This is a genomic window from Pseudomonas sp. BP01 (assembly GCF_022760795.1).
Taxonomy (GTDB): domain Bacteria; phylum Pseudomonadota; class Gammaproteobacteria; order Pseudomonadales; family Pseudomonadaceae; genus Aquipseudomonas; species Aquipseudomonas putida_Q.
Genome location: NZ_JAFBKA010000008.1, coordinates 178,177 through 199,782 on the forward strand (window position 1 = coordinate 178,177; position 21,606 = coordinate 199,782).

A 21,606-nucleotide genomic window follows, 5' to 3' on the forward strand; every position below is an offset into this window, starting at 1 on the left:
GCAATCAGCCAATGGTCATCAAGCTGGCATTACCGCCGGCAGCCGCAGTGTTCACACTCACCGCCCGCTCAATCACCAACCGCTCCAGCGCAATCTGGTGATCCCCGCTGGACAGCCCGTGCACCCCGACGATCGCACCAGCACGCTTGGCCACCTGCTGGCACACGCTGCGCAGCTGGTCCGAGTCGCCATGGTGAATCACGGCGTCGAACGCCACGTCATCCTTGTTCCAGTCCGCCACCAGCTTGACCTTGGCCTGCAGCTCACGCGGCAGGCGGGCACGCAGGGCCTTGCCAGGCTCGCCGTCTGCCCACACCGCCGAGCTGCCGACGGCCAGTACTGCGGCCAACTGCGCCAGCAGGTCAGCCTCGTTGTCCGCCATGCACAGCACGTGCTCGCGCGGCAGGATGGTGTAGCTGTTGCGCTCGCCGGTCGGGCCTGGCAGCAGGCGGGCGATGCCGCTCTGCGACTGGCTGGCGAACTGGTCGCACAGCGCAGCCAGGTCGGCCAGCTGGTTGCTCTGTGCCCAGGCCTTCAGGCCGTGCAGCGGCTTGACCAGCTGTTCGTGCAGGGTGCGGTCTGGCTTGCCTTCGCCATCCTGATGCTGGAAGTGGCGGCCAATCGCGTCGGCCGGGCGGGTCGACAGCAGGCGGTACAGGTACAGCGGGCCGCCGGCTTTCGGGCCGGTGCCAGACAGGCCTTCACCACCGAACGGCTGCACGCCCACCACTGCACCGACGATGTTGCGGTTGACGTACATGTTGCCGGCGTTGGCGTTTTCCACCACCTTGGCGATGGTCTCGTCGATGCGGGTGTGCACGCCGAGGGTCAGGCCGTAGCCGGAGTTGTTGATCTGCTCGATCAGTTGATCCAGGTTGCGGCGGTTATAACGCACCACATGCAGCACCGGGCCGAAGATTTCACGCTTCAGCTCGTCGAAGCTGTCCAGTTCAATCAGGGTTGGCATCACGAAGGTGCCACGCTTGACCTCGGCAGCATCGGCAATGGCCACTTGATAGACCGCGCGGCCTTTCTCACGCATGCCCTGGATGTGCTTCTCGATGCCGGCCTTGGCTTCGGCGTCGATCACCGGGCCAATGTCCACGGCCAGGCGGTCCGGGCAGCCCAGGCGGCTTTCGGCCATGGCGCCCTTGAGCATTTCGATCACGCGGTCGGCGGAGTCTTCCTGCAGGCACAGCACGCGCAGGGCCGAGCAACGCTGGCCGGCACTGTCGAAGGCCGAGGACACTACGTCGATCACCACCTGCTCGGTCAGTGCCGAGGAGTCGACGATCATCGCGTTCTGGCCGCCGGTTTCGGCGATCAGCGGGATCGGACGGCCCTGGTTGTCCAGGCGGCCGGCGACGTTGCGCTGCAGCAGGCGGGCAACCTCGGTGGAACCGGTGAACATCACGCCTTTGACACGCTCGTCACCGACCAGGCCGGCACCGACGGTTTCGCCACGGCCTGGCAGCAGTTGCAGCACGCCCTCGGGGATGCCAGCTTCCAGCAGCAGGCGCACGGCCTGGGCGGCGATCAGCGGGGTTTGCTCGGCAGGCTTGGCCAGCACCGGGTTGCCGGCAGCCAGCGCCGCAGCTACCTGGCCGGTGAAGATCGCCAGCGGGAAGTTCCACGGGCTGATGCACACCACCGGGCCCAGTGGGCGGTGGGCGTCGTTGCTGAAGTCGTTGCGTGCCTGCACGGCGTAGTAGCGCAGGAAGTCCACGGCTTCACGCACTTCGGCGATGGCGTTGGCGAAGGTCTTGCCGGCTTCGCGGATCAGCAGGCCCATCAGCGGCTGGATTTCGGCCTCCATCAGGTCGGCGGTGCGTTCCAGAATGGCAGCACGCTCGGCGGGCGGGGTGGCCTGCCAGATCGGCGCGGCGTTCAGTGCGCACTGGATGGCGTTGTCCACGTCAACCACGGTGGCTTCCTGCACGTGGCCGACCACGTCGCGGTGGTCTGCCGGGTTCAGCACCGGCGCGGCAGCGCTTTCACTGGCGGCGCAGGCCAGCAGCGGGGCGGCCTTCCAGTCGTTGTGAGCGGTGGCCAGCATGGCGCAGGACAGCGACGCCAGGCGGTGTTCGTTGGCCATGTCGATGCCGGCCGAGTTGGCCCGTTCGGTGCCATACAGGTCACGCGGCAGCGGAATGCGCGGGTGCGGCAGGCCGATGTTGCCTTCTTGGGTGCCCATGCGCTCGATGCTGGCGACCGGGTCGGCGACCAGTTCCTGGATGGAAATCGAGTGGTCGGCGATGCGGTTGACGAACGAGGTGTTGGCGCCGTTTTCCAGCAGGCGACGCACCAGGTAGGCCAGCAGCGTTTCGTGGGTGCCGACTGGTGCATAGACGCGGCACGGGCGGTTCAGCTTGCCATCGGCAATCTTGCCGACCACCTGCTCGTACAGCGGCTCGCCCATGCCGTGCAGGCACTGGAACTCGTATTGGCCCGGGTAGTAGTTCTGCCCGGCAATGTGGTAAATGGCCGACAGGGTATGGGCGTTGTGGGTGGCGAACTGCGGGTAGATGGCTTCTGGCACGGCCAGCAGCTTGCGGGCGCAGGCCACGTAGGACACGTCGGTGTACACCTTGCGGGTGTAGACCGGGTAGCCTTCCAGGCCCTCGACCTGGGCGCGCTTGATCTCGCTGTCCCAGTAGGCGCCTTTCACCAGGCGGATCATCAGGCGGTGGCGGCTGCGCTTGGCCAGGTCGATGACGTAGTCGATCACGTACGGGCAGCGTTTCTGGTAGGCCTGGATAACGAAACCGATACCGTTCCAGCCCGCCAGCGACGGCTCGAAGCACAGGCGCTCCAGCAGGTCGAGCGACAGCTCCAGGCGGTCGGCTTCTTCGGCGTCGATGTTCAGGCCGATGTCGTACTGCTTGGCCAGCAGGGTCAGCGACAGCAGGCGCGGGTACAGCTCTTCCATCACGCGCTCGTACTGGGCGCGGCTGTAGCGCGGGTGCAGTGCCGACAGCTTGATGGAGATGCCCGGGCCTTCATAGATGCCGCGGCCATGGGAGGCCTTGCCAATCGAGTGGATAGCCTGCTCGTAGGACGCCAGGTACTTCTGCGCGTCGTGCTCGGTCAGTGCGGCTTCGCCGAGCATGTCGTAGGAATAGCGGAAGCCCTTGGCCTCAAAGCGGCTGGCATTGGCCAGGGCTTCGGCGATGGTCTCGCCGGTGACGAACTGCTCGCCCATCAGGCGCATGGCCATGTCGACGCCCTTGCGGATCATCGGCTCGCCGCTCTTGCCGATGATGCGGGTGAGCGAGGAGGTAAGGCCGGATTCGTTGTGGGTGCTGACCAGCTTGCCGGTCAGCAGCAGGCCCCAGGTGGCGGCGTTGACGAACAGCGACGGGCTGTTGCCCAGGTGCGGCTGCCAGTTGCCGGTGCTGATCTTGTCGCGGATCAGCGCATCGCGGGTGCCCTTGTCGGGGATGCGCAGCAGGGCTTCGGCCAGGCACATCAGCGCCACGCCTTCCTGGGACGACAGCGAGAACTCCTGCAGCAGGCCCTGGACGATGCCGGCACGGCCGCCAGCGCTCTTCTGGTTGCGCAGTTTTTCAGCGATGCCAGCGGCCAGCTTGTTGGTGGCTTCGGCCAGCGGTGCGCTCAGGCGCGCCTGCTCCAGCAGCATGGGTACCACTTCCTGCTCGGGGCGGCGGTAGGCGGCGGTGATCGCCGAGCGCAGTACCGACTGTGGCAGGATGCTTTCGGCAAATTCGAGGAAGCACTGGTGGCTGTGGTCGGCCTGAACATCACCGGCATCATCAGCCAGGCTGGTGGCGTGGCCGTTGAGTTCGGTCAGGGTGGCACCACCCTCGAGCTTCTCCAGATAATTGAAGATCGCTTGCTTGATCAACCAGTGCGGCGTGCGGTCAATCGACTGCGCAGCTGCCTTGAGTCGCTCACGGGTCGGGTCATCGAGTTTGACCCCAAGGGTGGTCGTCGCCATTTCTTATCCTCGTTATTGCCACGGCTGTGGCCTAAGCTGGCGCCAAGAGTAGCTGTAGGACAATTCGGGTGCAACCAGGTGCAACCCGAATTTTTTGTGTAAAAGGTGCAACTCGTCTGACAGACATTTCCACACCCTCAAAAGGAGCGTTTACGGTGCGTTTTATTCTGAAAAACCGGGTTGATGCGCCAAAAAGGAGCAAAAAAGCGGCTTTTACAAAAAATGCTCAAGCGGGTGCAACTTGCAAGTGAAAAATGGTTGCACCTGCTTTGCGTTGTTGCATAGGATTCGCCGCCTGGGTGCAACCGCCATGGCTGCGGTTGTGCATGAGATAAAAACAAACGCCAGGGCACACGCATGGGCAATCCACTAACGATCACTTTCGTGGTCTACATCGCGGCAATGGTGCTGATCGGCTTCGCGGCCTATCGCGCCACCAACAACCTTTCCGATTACATTCTGGGCGGTCGCAGCCTGGGTAGCGTGGTCACCGCGCTGTCTGCCGGCGCATCCGACATGAGTGGCTGGCTGCTGATGGGCCTGCCGGGCGCCATCTACTTCTCGGGCCTGTCCGAGGCCTGGATCGCCATCGGCCTGACCGTTGGTGCTTACCTCAACTGGCTGTTCGTGGCCGGCCGGCTGCGGGTGCAGACCGAACACAACGGTGATGCGCTGACCCTGCCGGACTACTTCGCCAGCCGTTTCGAAGACAATAGCGGCCTGCTGCGTATCATTTCGGCGATCGTCATCCTGGTGTTCTTCACCATCTACTGCGCCTCTGGCATCGTTGCCGGTGCCCGTCTGTTCGAAAGCACCTTTGGCATGCCGTACGAGACTGCCCTGTGGGCTGGCGCCGCAGCTACCATCGCCTACACCTTCGTGGGTGGCTTCCTGGCGGTGAGCTGGACCGATACGGTGCAGGCTTCGCTGATGATCTTCGCGCTGATCCTGACCCCGGTGATCGTGCTGATTTCCACTGGCGGCTTCGACACCACCTTTGCTGCCATCGAGGCGGTGAACCCGGCCAACTTCGACATGTTCAAAGGTGCCACCTTCATCGGCATCATCTCGCTGATGGGTTGGGGCCTGGGCTACTTCGGCCAGCCGCACATCCTGGCGCGTTTCATGGCCGCCGATTCGGTGAAATCCATCGCCAAGGCTCGCCGCATCTCCATGACCTGGATGATCCTGTGCCTGGCCGGTACCTGCGCCGTGGGCTTCTTCGGCATCGCCTACTTCTCGGCCAACCCTGACCTGGCAGGCCCGGTCACCGAGAACCATGAGCGTGTCTTCATCGAGCTGGCCAAGATCCTGTTCAACCCATGGATCGCCGGCGTGCTGCTGTCGGCCATTCTGGCGGCGGTGATGAGCACCCTGAGCTGCCAGCTGCTGGTGTGCTCCAGTGCATTGACCGAAGACTTCTACAAGGCCTTCCTGCGCAAGAACGCTTCGCAGGTCGAGCTGGTGTGGGTCGGTCGCCTGATGGTGCTGGCCGTGGCACTGATTGCCATCGCCATGGCTGCCAACCCGGAAAACCGCGTGCTGGGCCTGGTGGCTTATGCCTGGGCCGGCTTCGGCGCCGCCTTCGGCCCGGTGGTGCTGATTTCGGTGCTGTGGAAAGGCATGACCCGTAACGGCGCGCTGGCCGGTATCGTGGTCGGTGCACTGACCGTGATCCTGTGGAAGCAGATCGATACCTGGGGCCTGTACGAAATCATCCCGGGCTTCCTGCTGGCGAGCATCGCCATCGTTCTGGTGAGCAAGCTGGGCAGCCCGTCGCAAGCGATGGTGCAGCGCTTCGAGACTGCAGACGCGGCGTATCACGCTGACAAGTAATAGCCGTTGAGTCGGCGTTGCCTTCTTCGCGGGTTTGCCCGCTCCCACAGGTACTGCGCAGGGTTTGAGAACTGTGCAGGCCCTGTGGGAGCGGGTTTATCCGCGAAGCAGGCGCCGCCGATCAGCAGCCAGGCCTGACTCCGCCTGCAAGGCAAGGTAAACTTGCCACCCCCGCAGGAGTTGCCATGAACTATCGTCACGCCTTCCACGCCGGCAACCACGCCGACGTCCTCAAACACATCGTGCTGACCCGCCTCATCGCCTTGATGTCGCGCAAGGAGCAGCCGTTCGCCTACATCGATACCCACGCAGGGCTCGGTCTTTACGACCTGCAAGGCGATCAGGCAACCCGTACCGGCGAGTACCTGGAAGGCGTCGCCCGCCTGTGGGGCCGCGATGATGTGCCGGCCATGGCTGCCGATTACCTGCGTGTCATCAAGCGCCTGAACGCCGACGGTGAGCTGCGTTACTACCCCGGTTCGCCCGAGCTGGCGCGCCGCCTGATGCGCCAGCAAGACCGTGCGCTGCTCAACGAGAAGCACCCTGAAGACGGGCCGCTGCTCAAAGAGAACATGAAAAAAGACCCGCGTGTGGTCGTGCACCTGGGCGAAGGCTGGCATGTGCCCAGGGCCTTGCTGCCGGTGCAGGAAAAGCGCGCGATCATGCTGATCGACCCGCCGTTCGAGCAGGCCGATGAGCTCAAGCGCTGCACCAATTCCATGAAAGAGGCCATCAGCCGCATGCGCCAGACCGTCGCGGCCATCTGGTACCCGATCAAGGACCAGCGCTCGCTGACGCGTTACTACCAGGATCTGACCAGCACCGGCGCGCCGAAACTGCTGCGGGTCGAGCTGTATGTGCACCACCAGGACAGCCCGCAGGGCCTCAATGGTTCGGGCCTGGCCATCGCCAACCCGCCGTGGGGCCTGGAAGAAGAGCTCAAGGAGCTGCTGCCGTGGCTGGCCAAGGAGCTGGCCCAGACGGACGGTAGCTACCGCATGGACTGGCTGATCGCCGAATAATATTACTTGCCTGTAATGGCCTCATCGCCGGCAAGCCAGCTCCCACAAGTACCGAATCTCCCTTGAGGCAGCGGTGGTCCTGTGGGAGCCAGCTCCCACAAGTACTGCATCTGCCTTAAGGGCAGCGGTGTTCCTGTGGGAGCTGGCTTGCCGGCGATGAGGCCAGTACAGGTTGCCGCGTTGCGCGCATGTTTGCGTTATAATCCCGCCCTTTAGCCGCCACCCGCCCAAGAGGCCGCTGGCGCATTTTTACCGAATGAAGAGGCTAATCCCTTGGCATTGACGATTCTTGGCCTGTCCGGCGCCCTTAGCCATGACCCTTCCGCGGCCCTGTACATTGACGGCAAGCTGATTGCCGCCGCCGAAGAAGAGCGCTTCGTGCGTGACAAGCATGCGAAGAACCGCATGCCCTACGAGTCGGCGAAGTTCTGCCTGGAGCAGGCAGGCATCAAGCCGTCCGACGTCGACGTGGTAGCCATCCCGTTCGCCCCGATCAGCCTGTTCGGCAAGGCGCGCTGGCACTATGCCAAGCGCTACTGGTACGCCCCGGATCGCGCCCTCGACGCCATCCTGATGGGCAACCGTCGCTACAAGCGCTATCGCAAGAAGATCGTCTGGTGCCTGGAGCAGCTGGGCTTCGACCCGAAAAAGGTCAAGATCGAGCCGGTCGAGCACCACCTGGCCCACGCCTCCAGTGCCTACCACTGCTCGGGCTTCAAGGAAAAAACCGCGATCCTCGGCATTGACGGTAAAGGCGAGTACGCCACCACCTTCTTTGGCTACGGCGAAAACGGCAAGATCCACAAGATCAAGGAATTCTTCGACCCGGACTCCCTGGGCGGCTTGTATGGCGCAATCACCGAGTTCCTCGGCTTCGAGATGCTCGACGGCGAGTTCAAGGTCATGGGCATGGCGCCGTATGGCGACGCCAGCAAGTACGACTTCTCGCGCCTGGCCAGCTTCGAAAACGGCGAACTGGTGATCAACACCGAGTACGCCAACGTCATCGGCCTGCGCCGCTATAAAGAGAAGGGCAAGGGCTTCTACTTCTCGCCGAAGCTGATCGAATGGCTGGGCCCCAAGCGCGAAGGCGATATCGCCGACGAGCCTTACATTCATTACGCGGCCAGCATGCAGGCGCTGTTCGAGAAGCTGGCGCTGCAGATGATCGACCACTACCTGGGCGACACCCTGCGTGAAACCGGCAAGCTGGCCTTCGCCGGCGGCTGTGCGCTGAACGTCAAGCTCAACCAGAAGATCATCGCCCGCCCGGACGTGAAAGAGCTGTTCGTCCAGCCGGCCTCCGGTGACGCTGGTACTGCTGTAGGCGCCGCAGCCTACGTTTCCCACGCCCGTGGCGTACCGGTCGAGAAGATGGAACACGTCTACCTCGGCCCCTCGTACTCCAACGAAGACGTGATCGCTGCCTGCGCCCGTCACCCGAACCAGCCTACCTGGCGCAAGCTGGACAACATGCCTCAGCAGATCGCCCAGATCATGGTCGACGGCAACCCGGTGGCCTGGTTCCAGGGCCGCATGGAGTTCGGCCCGCGTGCCCTGGGTGGTCGTTCGATCATCGGCTGCCCGAGCGTCGAAGGCGTGGCGGACCGCATCAACCATCAGATCAAGTTCCGCGAGCGCTGGAGACCCTTCTGCCCGTCGATGCTCGACACCGTCGCCCCGCAGATGATCAAGGTCGACCACCCGGCGCCGTTCATGACCTTCACCTTCGAAGTGGCTGAAGAGTGGAAGACCCGCGTACCGGAAGTGGTGCACGAGGACGGTACTTCGCGTGCCCAGGTGCTCAAACGCGAGTACAACCCGCGCTACTACGACATGATGAAGGCGCTGGAAGACCTGACCGGCAACGGTGTGTCGCTGAACACCTCGCTGAACCGCCGTGGTGAACCAATGATCTGCTCGCCGACCGATGCCCTGAACATGTTCTTCGGCTCGGACCTGCAGTACCTGATCATGGAAGACATCCTGGTTGTGAAGGACGGCGCGGCCGCGTATGACCAGCCGCTCTGAACCGCGCATCCTGCAGTTCTGCCATGGCTATGACGGGCCGTTCCTCGACTGTGCCCGTCAGTACGCCAGCCTGTTCCAGGGGCGTGGCTACCAGGTCACCACGGTGTTCCTCACCGGTGCCGCCGACCCGCAGGTGGCGGCCGGTTGCGCGTCGGACGAGGTGCTGTTCCTGGAGTTCAGTTCCAAGGCCGTGCGTGGCCTGAAACTCGGTGCCATCCGTGCCTTGCGGCGCATCGCGGCCGAGCGCAACTTTGCCTTCTGCATTGCCCACCGCTTCAAGCCCATCTATGTGGCCCTGCTGGGTACCGGCCTGCCGGTGATTGGCGTGCACCATGCCTTTGGCGACTACGAGCGCAAAGGCCGCCGGCTGTTCGCCAACCTGTTCAGCAAGCGCCTGAGCCTGCTGGGCGTGTCGGACGCGGTGCGTGACGACATGCGCCGCTGCCTGCCACAGTGGCCGGCCGAACGCATCCAGACCCTGTACAACCGCATCGACATCGACGCCCTGCAAACGGCCCTGGTGCCGCGCGCCGAGGCACGTCAGGCCCTGGGCCTGGACGCGCAGGCGTGGGTTGTCGGCAACGTCGGGCGCCTGCACCCGGACAAGGACCAGGCCACGCTGTTGCGTGGTTTTGCCCAGGCGCTGCCCGGGTTGCCAGCCACTGCCCGCCTGGCCATCCTCGGCAAGGGCCGGCTAGAGGCCGAGCTCAAGGCCCTGGCCGCCGAGCTGGGCATTGCCGGGCAGGTGGACTTCCTGGGCCAGGTGCCGGATGCACGCCGCTACTTCCAGGCCTTCGACGTGTTCGCCCTGAGCTCCGACCACGAGCCGTTCGGCATGGTCCTGCTCGAAGCCATGGTCGCTGGCGTGCCGGTGCTGGCCACGGCCTGCGGCGGGGCCCGTGAGGTGGTCGAGGGTGTGGGTGTGCTGTTCCCGCTAGGCGATGCCGCACAGTTGGCCCACGGCCTGAAGCATATGGCCACGCTGGGCGCTGAACAGCGTCAGGCCTGTGCCGGGCACATGCTGCAGCGCCTGCATGAGCGCTTCTCCGATCAAGCGGTACGCGAGGCGTTCTGGCAGCTGCCGCAAGTACGTGCGCTGGTGGGGCAGGCCTGATGCTCAATCGTATCCAGGCCTTCCGCGAGCGCGGTTGGCAAACCATCGACGCCAAGGCCTATGCCGAGGCGTGGGCGCGTTTTGGTGGCAGTGTCGCCACCCATCCGCTGGTGGTCGAGCAACTGGCTGACCTGGCGCAGATCCCGGTGCGTTACTTGGGCTGGTACCAGGCCGGCGAGCTGAAAGCCGCCATCCCGACTTGGGGGCGCCACCTGGCACTGGCCAAGGACGTGCTCAAGCGTGCCGGCAAAAAAGCCCTGTTCGACCTGGGCAACGCCGAAATCATCCTGCCTGCGGCGGCCGATGCCGCTGCACCGTTGCGCCATACCGCACGCTACCTGTCTGAACTGTGCCAGGGCCGTTTCAGCGGCCTCAAGGCGCAGAAGGAACAGCTGGCGATGGCGCGGGCGCACGAAGACCTGTCGAAGAAATTCCGCTACAACCAGCGCCGCGAACTGCGCCTGCTGGAAGAGGCGGGTGGCGTGGTACGCCCGATCAGCGACTTCAGTGCGCAGGAAATCGCCAGCATGTACTGCGACCTGTTCCAGCGCCGCTGGGGCTTCCCGGCCACCGGCGCCGAGCGCATGGCCGAGGTGCTGGAGCGCCTGCGCGAGCTGCTGATCGGCTCGGTGCTGATGCTGGACGGCAAGCCCATTGCCATCCAGCTGGTGTACCGCGTCGAAGCGCCCGAATGGGTCAGTGTCGAGTACATCAATGGCGGTGTCGACCCTGAAACCAAGGCCTTCAGCCCCGGCAGCGTGCTGAGCTTCCTCAATACCCAGGCCGCTTGGGAAGATGCCCGGGCGCGCAACAAGCCATTGCGCTTCTCGTTTGGCCGTGCCGACCGCGAATACAAGGACCGTTGGTGCAACCCTGTGCCGGTGTATCAGGCGTGAGCCGCAAACAGCACTTGCTCAAGCGCCACCGGCGCAACAAGCGCCTGGGCTTGCTGGCCGGCCTGGTAGCGCTGGTCGCCCTCGGTGTACTGGCCGGGTGGTGGCTGCCGCTGTTGTTGTTGCCGCTGCTCTGGGCCGCTCACGAGGCCTGGTTTGCCGACCACCTGTTCTATGCGCCGGGCGAGGACTATGTCTACGACTTCGGTGACCAGGCGCGGCAGGTCCCTGCCAGCCTGCAGGGTGGCCTGCTCAAGGCCGACTGCGCGTTGCAGGGCGATGAAACCCTGGTGCTTGAACTGCGGGTAAAAGGCAGCTGGCTCGGTCGGTTCCTGGACCCGCAGGTCGCGCTGCTGGCGGGTGAGCAGGCCGATCGGCAAACCTTCGAGCGTGGCGTCAATGGCGTGCGTTTCCTCAACCTGACTGGCCTGGCTGCGCCGCTGCAAGCCGGCACGTTGCGCCTGCGTGGTCGCCATTGCCGGCTGCTGGGCGAGCCGCGTCTGTGGATAACGCCCGCGGTCGAACTGCAACGGCGCCGGGTAATGGTGATTGCACCCCATGCCGACGACGCCGAGCTGGCTGCGTATGGCCTGTACAGCCAGGCAGATGAAACCTGGGTAGTGACGCTGACCGCTGGTGAAATCGAGGCAGAGCACTACCAGCAGATGGGCCTGGCCAAGGCCGAGGCCGCGCGCCTGAAAGGCCGCCTGCGTGCCTGGGACAGCATCACCGTGCCGCGTTGGGCCGGTGTGCCGGAGTCGCGTTGCGTACAGTTGGGCTACTTCTGCCTGCAACTGCCTGCCATGCAGGCCGCGCCTGACCAGCCGGCCGCCTCCCGTGAAGCCGACCTCGCCGATATCCGCGTATTCCGCCAGTTCAACCCGTTCCCGCTGCCGGCCGACAGCGACGGTGCGCCAACCTGGAACAACCTGTTGGCCGACCTGCGTGCCTTGCTGGAAATGGCCAAGCCAGAAGTACTGGTGATGCCGCACCCGCAGCTCGACCCGCACCCCGATCACATCTGCGCCCAGGCGGCGGTGCTGGAAGCCTTGCAAGGCCTGGCCTGGCAGCCACAAACCCTGCTGTGCTACGCCAACCACCTGCATGACAACGACCGCTGGCCCATGGGCGACAGTGGTGATGGCGTGGCGTTGCCGCCGCAGCTGGGCGCGGCGCAGGCATGGGCGCCTTGCAGCCTGGTCCTGGACCTGGCTACCCAGCACGACAAGGCCATGGCCCTGGGCATGATGCACGACCTGCAGCCGCCCGCGCCGTTCAAACGCCGCCTGCGGCGCTTGCTGCAACGCTGGCTGGCCGGGCGGCGGCCGTCGCCTTATGGGGAGAACGAGTTCTTCCGCAAGGCCGTGCGCCGACACGAACTGTTCTGGCGGCGCGAGCTGTAAGCACGCCCCATGGTTGACCGCGATGGCGCAGAGCGCCCAAGGAAAGCAATGAAAGTCCTATTTCTGGTGCAGAAGGAACAGCGGGCGATTCTCGACCGCCTGTACGACGGCGTCGCGGCCAACTGCGAGTGCGACCTGCGTTGGCTGACCAGCGAAGACCAGCGCAACCTGCGACGCTACTTCAAGCGTGAAGTGCAGGTCGAGCGTTATGACCGCATCGTATTCTTCCTGCGCTTCAAGCAGGAAATCCGCCAGGTGGCCTTCATCCGCACTGTGCCGAACCTGGTCATCCTCGAGCACGACGCCTACCAGAACTACATCCCGTGCAAGTACACCGGCAAGTTCAGCGCCCACTACCGCCAGTTGCCATGGGCACGGGTGATCAGCTCTGGCTACATGGTCAGCGAGCGTTTGCGCCAGGAAGGTTTCGATGCGGTGTTCGTGCCCAAGGGCTATGACGAGCAGTTGCTAACCGACCAAGGACGTGAGCGCGACATCGAACTGGCCTTCGTCGGCAGTGTCAACAGCGTGGCCTACAGCGGTCGCAAGGCGCTGCTGGACGAGTTGGGGCAGGTCGAGAACCTGCTGGTAACCCGCACCAAGTCGGGTGAAGACTATTGCAACACGCTCAACCGTATTCGTTTTTTCGTCAGTGCCGACGTCGGCATGGGCGAATACATGATCAAGAACTTCGAGGCCATGGCTTGCGGCTGTGTGTTGCTGGCGTACGACCAGGGCGAGGAAGAAAACCGCGCATTGGGCCTGCAGGACATGCACAACGTGGTGTTCTATGACAACATCCCGACCCTTCAGGAAAAGCTCCGCCGTTTGCGAGCAGACCCTGAACTGGCCCGGCAGATTGCAGAAAATGGCCGCCATCTGGCAGTTTCCCGTTTCAGTTTCGCCGCAGTTGGACGTAGCATCGTCGACCACATGCGCCCGGCGCTCAGGCCCCACCCGCCGTTGTCTGCTTGGCAGCGGCTGCGCCTGAAGCTGGGCATCTAAACGAGCGCTTTCGCGCCCAGGAGCGGGTGTCGAAAGCCGATAGTCGCAATGCGGAGGGAGTCCGGTGCGCTTTTCAGAAGAAAGTGATGTCACGCTCGTCGTGACCAGTTGTGGGCGGTTCGATCTGCTCAAAGACACCCTTGAGAGTTTCGATCGCTACAACACCGCGCCCATTCGCGAAGTGTTCATCACCGAAGACTCCGGTGACGATGCCGTGCATGGCGCTGTGCCAGAGCACTGGAAACCGCACTGCAAGGTGTTCGTCAACCGGCCCAAGCTCGGCCAGTTGCCGTCTATCGACCTGGCCTACAGCCACGTCAAGACGCCGTACATCTTCCACTGCGAAGACGACTGGCATTTCTACCGCCAGGGGTTTGTCGAAGACTCGCGGGCCATCCTGGCTGTCAGCCCCGACGTGTTGCAGGTGTGGCTGCGCAGCCATGCCCACGACCTGGCGGTCCACAGCCCGTACATCCACCTGGGAGATCGCCAGATCATCGCCGGTGTGCCGTGCTATCCGCTGTTGTCCGACAAGGCCGAATGGCAGGCGTTTTCGCTCAACCCTGGCCTGCGTCGGTTGAGCGATTACCAGCGCTGTGCACCATTTGCCGCCTATGCTGGAGAGAAGGCGCTTTCCCGACGCTACGCTGAGTTAAATCTGACAGCGGTCACCTTGGAGGGTGATGCAGTATTGCACACTGGATTTGGCAATCACGTGACCTTGCCCATTGAAGTGGAGCGCAAGGCCAAGCGTCGCCAACGTGATCGGATCAAACTGGCATTGACGCTGGTGACAGGTGCCTTGATCGGCATGGGTATCACCCTTTTTGTTCAATGAAGTCGCTGTCCCACCTGACATGAGCGGGAGAGGGCCCATGAACATCGTCAATATGATGTGGGCGGGTGGAACGCCGTACATGTCCATCCACAAGGTGCATCGGCAGGTGCTTTCGCACGCCGGTACCGATGCGCGGATCAGTAACTGGTTGCTGCTGGGTAGCGGGCTGTGCTGTGGGCTCGGTTCGACACGTGAGTGGCACATGCCACCACGTGCGCTGAAAGGGCGGCACCTGTGGCGGCTGCTGCGGCCGTGGTTGCGCATGCGTTTGCGCAAGGCGCTGACCGAGGCCAAGGCAGAAATCGTGCTGCTCGACGGTATTGGTGTCGCGCGGCTGGTGCTGCCGCTGCTGCAGACCATCCCCCAGGTGCGGGCCAAGGTGCTGTTCCATGGCAAGACGCGCCTGAACAGCAGCGATATTCGCCTATTGCGTATGTTCCCGGCCGAGCGCCTTAGCATCGCGGCCGTGTCGCATACGCTGGCTGAATCGCTGGAGCATGACCTGGGAAGGCCGGTGCAGACCCTGCGCATGGCGCTCGACCCGCTGGCATTCGTCGAACCGTTGCTAAGCCGGGACCAGGCCAGGCAGGCACTGCAGTTGCCTCAGGCCGACGGGGTGATGCTGGGTGCGGTAGGGCGGTTGGTAGAGAGCAAAGGCTTCGAAATGCTGATCGAGGCATTCGCCAAGGCCCATGCAAGGCAACCTGGCCTGCAGCTGGCGATCATTGGTGAGGGGCCGCAGCATGCCGCGCTGCAGGAGCGTATCGATGCGCTCGGCCTGGCTGGGCGCGTTCATCTGCGCGGTCATCGCGAAGACCTGCAGCAGCTGTATCGGGCATTCGACTGGCTGTTGGTGCCTTCGCGTTCCGAGGGCCTGGGGCTGGTGGTACAAGAGGCAGTGATGGCCGGTATACCGGTAGTGTGCAGTGACCTGCAGGTGTTCCGCGAGCAATTACGCGACACCGGGGGCTACCTGCCCATAGCCGACGAGGGCGCCTGGGCTGAGGCGATCGAGCGTTGTACAGCCCTCAGCGCCCCGGCGGTAGCTGCGCAGCAGCGCCAGGCGCTGGCACCGGAGCAAGCCTGGCAGGCCTTCTGCACCGGCTCACAGAGCCTGTTGCGCAACTGACGCTCAGTGCGCCAGCAGGGCTGCCTCGAAGGCGGCGAGGGGGAACCGGTCGCCCAGGTTCTCCCGCTCGATATAGCGCACCATGTGCTGCACATTGCGACGAATCATGCGTGCCGACAGCGGCGGGCGCAGGAAGCGCATGTCGGCCACATCGATCAGGCCCAGGTGCTGGTCAGGGGTAACCACCACATTGCCCAGGTGCAACGAGCGGAAGTACACGCCGCTGCGGTGCAGCTGGCGTACCAGCTGGATCAGTTGCGGCAGGTAGGTGTCCCAGCTGAAGCCTTCATCGCGCGACATTTGCAGCAAGGTGCGCCCGGGTAGCGGGCGATACAGCACGGCAGTGCGGCCTGGCTGGTCGAGCTTGTGCTGGCTGATCACTTCGAGGGTGGGGATACCCAATTGCGCCAGGCGCGCGGCGTTATCGACGAAGCGCTGCGAGTAGGGGCGTAGCAGTGCAGATGAAATCAGCCGCTTCCTACGAAAAACCTTGAGGAAATTACCATCCGCGAGCAGGTAGACTTTGGCGCCATGGCTATCTGCCTCAAGCACCTGTGCGCCTTGTGTCAGCTGATCGAAGTCGACCTGGGTGAGCCGGGAGCATTGCATGAATAGAGCCTTGTCGTCTGGCGAGCAAAATGACCGGCAATAATGCCGAAAATAATGCTGTAGCACCATGGAAGGTGTCTTTGATTCATCGGGGGAAATGGATGTTGTATCAAAAAACCTGGGCGCGGGCCTGGTTGGGCTTGGGCCTGGTCTGGTTCCTGGCGGCGATTGCCTTGGCACCGAGCAACAAGATTTATCAGCAAGGCCTGGTGTTGTTCCTGTGGCTGCCGACGTTGGTGCTGGCATGGTCCGCCCGCGAGGTGCTGGTGCAAGCCTGGAGGCGTCAGCCGGCGTTGTGGATAAGTTTGCTGCTGCTGTTGGCTTGGAGTGGCCTGAGCCTGGCCTGGTCGCCCGCTGAGGACTCGGGGCGCGAGATCAAGCGCCTGCTCTACATTCTGGTGTTCCTGCTGGCGTTTCCGCTGCTTGCCCAGCTTGGTCTGGCGAGGATTCGCCAGCTTTTGATGCTCGGTAGCGGCCTGCTGGCCATTGCTGCACTGGTCTCGATCGTCAACTTCTATGGTTTGCAGGGTGAGTCGTTGTTGGCCCGCCTGGCCGGCATTGGCGAGATATCACATCCTATCCTGGGTGCTTATGTCGTTGGCTCGGCCGTTTTTTTCCTGCTTTATGAGCCACCGCGGCAGCGTGGCCTGCAGCTGTTGTGGCTGTTGGCTCTGGCTTGCCTGGGGGCGTTTGCCATGCTCAGCCAGAGCCGTGGCGCGCTCCTGGCCCTGGTGCTCACCGTCATCATGGCGCCATTGTGGTTCCGTGACCGCCACAGCCGGGTGTTCTCCATGCTGGCAGTCGTTGCAACCGGCCTTGCTCTGTACGCGGTATATGACCTGATCGCCCAGCGCGGCTCATCCTACCGGCCGGAAATTTTCCATGCCGTGGTCGACATGATTGCCGCACACCCCTGGACCGGCTTGGGCCTGGGGGCTGCCTACGACGTCAGTGCGGCGGGCCTGCACTTCGACCACACCCACAACATGTTTACCCACGTCGCCGTGGAGATGGGCCTGCCTGGCATGCTGCTCTGGGCTATGGTGTGGTTGCTCACACTGGGCGAAATCATCCGTGCGCGCGGCACCCTGTTCGGCAAGATCCTGCTGGGCTTCTGGGTATACTCGACCTTGGCCATGCAGTTCGATGCCGCCAGCCTCACCGGTACGCCGCGTGCCGAATGGTTCATCAGCTGGTTGCCTGTCGGCCTTGCCATGATGCTGCCATGGGGGCGTGCCGAAAATGACGCCTGTGGTAAAATTTCCGGTTCAACCTGAACAGCGAGCTCGATAATGGCCGAAACACCGCGACCGGCGGAGCCCACCTCCAGCCTGAAGATCTACTTCCGGCTGTTGGGCTATGTGAAACCCTATGTCGGCATTTTCCTGCTGAGCATTGTCGGTTTCGTGATCTTTGCCTCGACCCAGCCGATGCTGGCAGGCATTCTCAAATACTTTGTCGACGGGCTGAGCAACCCCGAAGCGGTGTTGTTCCCCAACGTCCCCTACCTGCGCGACCTGCAATTGCTGCAGGCGGTGCCGTTGTTGATCATCCTGATCGCTGCGTGGCAGGGCCTGGGGTCGTTCCTTGGCAACTATTTCCTGGCCAAGGTCTCCCTGTGCCTGGTGCACGACTTGCGCGTGGAGTTGTTCAACAAGCTGCTGGTACTGCCCAACCGCTACTTCGACAACCACAACTCCGGGCACCTGATTTCACGTATCACCTTCAACGTGACCATGGTTACCGGTGCTGCCACCGATGCAATCAAGGTGGTCATCCGTGAAGGCCTGACCGTGGTGTTCCTGTTTGCCTACCTGCTGTGGATGAACTGGCACCTGACCTTGGTCATGGTTGCCATCCTGCCGGTGATTGCTGTGATGGTCAGTGTCGCCAGCAAGAAATTCCGCAAGCAGAGCAAGAAGATCCAGGTGGCCATGGGCGACGTCACCCACGTCGCCTCGGAGACCATCCAGGGTTACCGCGTGGTGCGCAGTTTCGGCGGCGAGGCCTACGAGGAACAGCGTTTCAGCAAGGCCAGCCAGAGCAACACCGACAAGCAGCTGCGCATGACCAAGACCGGCTCGCTGTACACGCCGATGCTGCAGTTGGTGATCTACAGCGCCATGGCTGCGCTGATGTTCCTGGTGCTGTTCCTGCGTGGTGAGTCCACCGCCGGTGACCTGGTGGCCTACATCACCGCCGCCGGCCTGCTGCCCAAGCCGATTCGCCAGTTGTCGGAAGTCAGCTCGACCATCCAGAAGGGCCTGGCAGGTGCAGAAAGCATCTTCGAGCAACTGGACGAAGAGCCTGAACTGGACACCGGTACTGTCGAGAAGGAGCGTGTGGAAGGCCGCCTGGAAGTACGCAACCTGAGCTTCACCTACCCGGGTACCGAGCGTGAAGTGCTGAGCGACATCAGCTTTGTCGCCGAGCCTGGGCAGATGATCGCCCTGGTTGGCCGCTCTGGCAGTGGCAAGTCGACCCTGGCGGCGCTGATCCCGCGTTTCTATCACCACGACCAGGGGCAGATCCTGCTCGATGGCGTGGAGATCGAGAACTACCGCCTGCGCAACCTGCGCCGCCACGTTTCGCAGGTGACCCAGCACGTCACCCTGTTCAACGACACGGTGGCCAACAACATCGCCTATGGCGACCTGGCGGGTGCCCCGCGCGCAGACATCGAAGCCGCAGCGGCCGATGCCTACGCCAAGGAGTTCGTCGACCGCTTGCCGAAGGGCTTCGATACCGACGTGGGTGAAAACGGCGTGCTGCTCTCCGGCGGTCAGCGCCAGCGCCTGGCGATTGCCCGGGCACTGCTGAAAAACGCGCCGCTGTTGATTCTCGACGAGGCCACCTCGGCCCTGGATACCGAATCCGAGCGGCACATCCAGGCTGCCCTGGACCATGTGATGCAAGGCCGTACCACGCTGGTAATCGCCCACCGCCTGTCGACCATCGAGAAGGCCGACCAGATCCTGGTCATGGACCAGGGTCGTCTGGTAGAGCGCGGCACCCATGCCGAACTGCTCGCGGCTAATGGCCATTATGCCCGCCTGCACGCCATGGGCCTGGATGAGCCGGTCAAGGCCGATATCACCTGAGTCCTCCCTGATCGGGGCCGTAACGGCCCCGATTGTCACGGGAATTTTCCGGGGACGATCTGGCCATAAAGCCGTCGACTACCCTGTGCTAATATCCTGCCCCTGTTCATTATTTTCATATGGGTTGCCCATGAAGTTGTCCATGCCGCGTTTCGATCAAGCCCCGGTACTGGTGGTCGGCGATGTCATGCTCGACCGCTACTGGCATGGCGGTACTTCGCGTATCTCGCCTGAAGCGCCAGTCCCGGTGGTCAAGGTCGATCAGATCGAGGATCGCCCCGGCGGCGCGGCCAACGTTGCCTTGAACATCGCCGCTCTGGGCGCACCGGCTTCGCTGATCGGCGTTACCGGCCAGGACGAGGCTGCCGACAGCCTGGCCAACAGCCTGCAGGCTGCGGGTGTGCGGTCGGTGTTCCAGCGCATCGCGCACCAGCCGACCATCGTCAAGCTGCGGGTCATGAGCCGGCACCAGCAGCTGCTGCGTATCGATTTCGAAGAGCCGTTCGCCACTGACCCGCTGTCGCTGGGGGCCGAAGTCGACAGCCTGCTCGAAGGCGTCAAGGTGCTGGTCTTGTCGGACTACGGCAAGGGCGCACTGAAAAATCACCAAAGCCTGATCCAGGCCGCGCGGGCCAAGGGCATTCCGGTACTGGCCGACCCCAAGGGCAAGGATTTTTCAATCTACCGTGGCGCCAGCCTGATTACCCCGAACCTCAGCGAGTTCGAAACCATCGTTGGCCGTTGCGCCGATGAGGCCGAACTGGTCGCCAAAGGCTTGCAGCTGCTGAAGGAGCTGGACCTGGGTGCTGTGCTGGTAACCCGTGGCGAGCACGGCATGACCCTGCTGCGCATTGGCCAGCCGGCGCTGCACTTGCCGGCGCGGGCGCGTGAAGTGTTCGATGTGACCGGTGCCGGCGATACCGTCATCTCCACCCTCGCAGCGGCCATTGCGGCTGGCGAGGACCTGCCCCACGCGGTGGCCCTGGCTAACCTGGCCGCAGGCATCGTGGTCGGCAAGCTGGGTACCGCTGCCATCAGCGCCCCCGAGCTGCGCCGGGCGATCCAGCGTGAGGAAGGCTCCGAGCGCGGTGTGCTGGGGCTGGAGCAACTGCTGCTGGCCATCGATGATGCACGGGCGCACAAAGAGAAGATCGTCTTCACCAATGGCTGCTTCGACATCCTGCATGCCGGGCATGTCACCTACCTGGAGCAGGCGCGGGCCCAGGGCGATCGCCTGATCGTCGCGGTCAACGACGACGCTTCGGTCAGCCGCTTGAAAGGGCCGGGCCGGCCGATCAACAGCGTCGATCGGCGTATGGCCGTGCTGGCCGGGCTGGGTGCAGTGGACTGGGTGATCAGCTTCCCGGAAGGCACCCCGGAAAACCTGCTGAGCCAGGTCAAGCCGGATGTGCTGGTCAAGGGTGGTGACTATGGCATCGACCAAGTGGTGGGCGCTGATATCGTCAAGGCCTATGGCGGCACCGTGAAGGTGCTGGGCCTGGTCGAGAACAGCTCGACCACCGCGATTGTCGAAAAGATTCGCAAGAACTGATACCGCTGGGGCCGCTTTGCGGCCCAATCGCCGGCAAGCCAGCTCCCACAGTTACAGCGCAAGCCTTGAGAATTGCACAGGCCTTGTGGGAGCTGGCTTGCTGGCGATTGGCTGCGCAGCAGCCCCAGGTATTCACTTGTGAAGTGAGGTGCGGGCCCGCGCCAGCAGCGCCCGGGCCTTGTCGCCGAACCGCTGCAGGTGCGATGCCCGTGCCGGTTTGCTCTCCACCAACCCCTGCTGCTTCACCCAGTCCTTCCAGCGCACCCGCTCGTCGGTCACCACCCAGCCTTCCTGCCGGGCGAAACTTTCAGCCAGGTACAGCCCCCGTGTGCTCGCCGGCACCAGCTCGTCCTTCTTCAGCGTGTACAGCTCCGCCAGTGGCTGGCCGTCCTTCAACGGCATCAGGTACAGGTCTGGCCGTTTACGGTTGAGTCGCGCTACCAGTTGGTCGCCCTCCAGCCGCTCATCGACGTGGAACAGGCTGAGTTTCTTGGCTTCCCGGGGCACTTGCAGGCGCATGTCGTAGATCAGCTGCAGCGAGGCGGTGGGCAAGTGCACATAGGCCCGCGGCCGCTCCAGTAACATCAGCTTGCCGCAGTGCACGGGCCGCGCGGCGCCGGACTCTGGGGCAAGCACGAAGTGTGGCGTTTCGCGGTAGTGCAGGGCGGCGGCGTAGGGCACGGGCAGCCAGGTGTCGTTGAAGCGCCCGCCCAGCCAGCCTTCCGGGGTTTCCAGCAGGCATTCCTCGGCCACCTCCTGAACAGCCGTGTGCAAAGGCAGGTTCAGCTCCTGTGCGGGTACATAGCCAGAAATCAGTTTTAGTACTACATCGCCCCGGTCTTGCCGACGCTGACGTACCAACACCCAGTAATCGCGGTTTTGCCAATGCAGAGTAAGCCGCACCGACACACCCAGGTTGGCCAGTTCGACCACGAAACGCTGCGTATCGGGCAGCTGGATGGCCTTGCGCCGCTGTTGGGTTTGGGCAAAGTTCAGCGGCATGCCGATGCTCTGGTAGATCAGGCCTTCGGGCGTGGCTTCTACATGCAGTGGCAGTGTCTTGAAGTTGCTCGGGTTCTTGCGGATCAGCGTTCGCGCCACGAGGCTCCTCCTTG

General features: G+C 63.4%; 15 protein-coding genes. 12 read left to right on the forward strand and 3 right to left on the reverse strand.

Annotation, left to right across the window (positions count from 1 at the left end; translation table 11 throughout):
• Window positions 1-4: 4 nt before the first annotated feature.
• The gene (gene putA, locus JOY50_RS09960; protein WP_243055138.1) at window positions 5-3,958 is read right to left on the reverse strand and encodes a trifunctional transcriptional regulator/proline dehydrogenase/L-glutamate gamma-semialdehyde dehydrogenase; all 3,954 of its coding nucleotides are present in this window, start codon (window positions 3,956-3,958) and stop codon (window positions 5-7) included.
• A gap of 357 nt (window positions 3,959-4,315) precedes the next feature.
• On the opposite strand from putA, the gene putP reads away from it, so the two are divergent.
• The 9 genes from putP (at window position 4,316) to JOY50_RS10005 (ending at window position 15,229) form a co-directional block, all read left to right on the forward strand.
• Window positions 4,316-5,794, forward strand: coding sequence for a sodium/proline symporter PutP (putP, locus tag JOY50_RS09965; RefSeq protein WP_132845092.1), 1,479 nt, complete (start codon window positions 4,316-4,318; stop codon window positions 5,792-5,794).
• A gap of 185 nt (window positions 5,795-5,979) precedes the next feature.
• Window positions 5,980-6,816: a 23S rRNA (adenine(2030)-N(6))-methyltransferase RlmJ gene (locus JOY50_RS09970; RefSeq protein WP_016501929.1), complete on the forward strand. Its 837-nt coding sequence runs from the start codon at window positions 5,980-5,982 to the stop codon at window positions 6,814-6,816.
• A 273-nt stretch (window positions 6,817-7,089) separates the two neighbouring features.
• Window positions 7,090-8,847, forward strand: a complete 1,758-nt coding sequence (locus JOY50_RS09975) for a carbamoyltransferase (protein WP_019472406.1) — start codon at window positions 7,090-7,092, stop codon at window positions 8,845-8,847.
• Window positions 8,831-9,961: a glycosyltransferase gene (locus tag JOY50_RS09980; RefSeq protein ID WP_243055139.1), complete on the forward strand. Its 1,131-nt coding sequence runs from the start codon at window positions 8,831-8,833 to the stop codon at window positions 9,959-9,961. Before JOY50_RS09975 ends, JOY50_RS09980 begins: the two co-directional genes overlap by 17 nt.
• The gene (locus JOY50_RS09985) at window positions 9,961-10,857 is read left to right on the forward strand and encodes an antimicrobial resistance protein Mig-14 (RefSeq protein ID WP_019472404.1); all 897 of its coding nucleotides are present in this window, start codon (window positions 9,961-9,963) and stop codon (window positions 10,855-10,857) included. Before JOY50_RS09980 ends, JOY50_RS09985 begins: the two co-directional genes overlap by 1 nt.
• Window positions 10,854-12,257 (forward strand): PIG-L deacetylase family protein, encoded by a 1,404-nt coding sequence (locus tag JOY50_RS09990; RefSeq protein ID WP_138736298.1) that lies wholly within the window; start codon window positions 10,854-10,856, stop codon window positions 12,255-12,257. Before JOY50_RS09985 ends, JOY50_RS09990 begins: the two co-directional genes overlap by 4 nt.
• A 48-nt stretch (window positions 12,258-12,305) precedes the next feature.
• A complete protein-coding gene (locus JOY50_RS09995) occupies window positions 12,306-13,262 on the forward strand; it encodes a glycosyltransferase (protein ID WP_019472402.1) in 957 nt (318 codons plus the stop codon).
• Window positions 13,263-13,326: 64 nt separating this feature from the next.
• A complete protein-coding gene (locus JOY50_RS10000; protein WP_019472401.1) occupies window positions 13,327-14,100 on the forward strand; it encodes a glycosyltransferase family 2 protein in 774 nt (257 codons plus the stop codon).
• Window positions 14,101-14,137: 37 nt separating this feature from the next.
• Window positions 14,138-15,229, forward strand: coding sequence for a glycosyltransferase (locus tag JOY50_RS10005; RefSeq protein WP_132845082.1), 1,092 nt, complete (start codon window positions 14,138-14,140; stop codon window positions 15,227-15,229).
• 3 nt (window positions 15,230-15,232) lie between these two features.
• Here JOY50_RS10005 and JOY50_RS10010 read toward each other — a convergent pair whose 3' ends face one another.
• Window positions 15,233-15,838 (reverse strand): hypothetical protein, encoded by a 606-nt coding sequence (locus tag JOY50_RS10010; protein ID WP_019472399.1) that lies wholly within the window; start codon window positions 15,836-15,838, stop codon window positions 15,233-15,235.
• Window positions 15,839-15,939: 101 nt separating this feature from the next.
• On the opposite strand from JOY50_RS10010, the gene JOY50_RS10015 reads away from it, so the two are divergent.
• The 3 genes from JOY50_RS10015 to hldE all read left to right on the forward strand — a co-directional run bounded on the left by JOY50_RS10015 (window position 15,940) and on the right by hldE (window position 20,491).
• On the forward strand, window positions 15,940-17,115 hold the full coding sequence (locus JOY50_RS10015; protein WP_132845080.1) for an O-antigen ligase: 1,176 nt from the start codon (window positions 15,940-15,942) through the stop codon (window positions 17,113-17,115).
• A gap of 15 nt (window positions 17,116-17,130) precedes the next feature.
• Window positions 17,131-18,939 carry a lipid A export permease/ATP-binding protein MsbA gene (gene msbA, locus JOY50_RS10020; RefSeq protein ID WP_019472397.1) on the forward strand — a complete coding sequence of 603 codons (1,809 nt, stop codon included), beginning with the start codon at window positions 17,131-17,133 and terminating at the stop codon, window positions 18,937-18,939.
• A gap of 130 nt (window positions 18,940-19,069) precedes the next feature.
• The gene (gene hldE, locus JOY50_RS10025; protein ID WP_019472396.1) at window positions 19,070-20,491 is read left to right on the forward strand and encodes a bifunctional D-glycero-beta-D-manno-heptose-7-phosphate kinase/D-glycero-beta-D-manno-heptose 1-phosphate adenylyltransferase HldE; all 1,422 of its coding nucleotides are present in this window, start codon (window positions 19,070-19,072) and stop codon (window positions 20,489-20,491) included.
• Window positions 20,492-20,623: 132 nt separating this feature from the next.
• Here hldE and JOY50_RS10030 read toward each other — a convergent pair whose 3' ends face one another.
• On the reverse strand, window positions 20,624-21,592 hold the full coding sequence (locus tag JOY50_RS10030; protein WP_019473534.1) for a hypothetical protein: 969 nt from the start codon (window positions 21,590-21,592) through the stop codon (window positions 20,624-20,626).
• Between the last annotated feature and the right edge of the window lie 14 nt (window positions 21,593-21,606).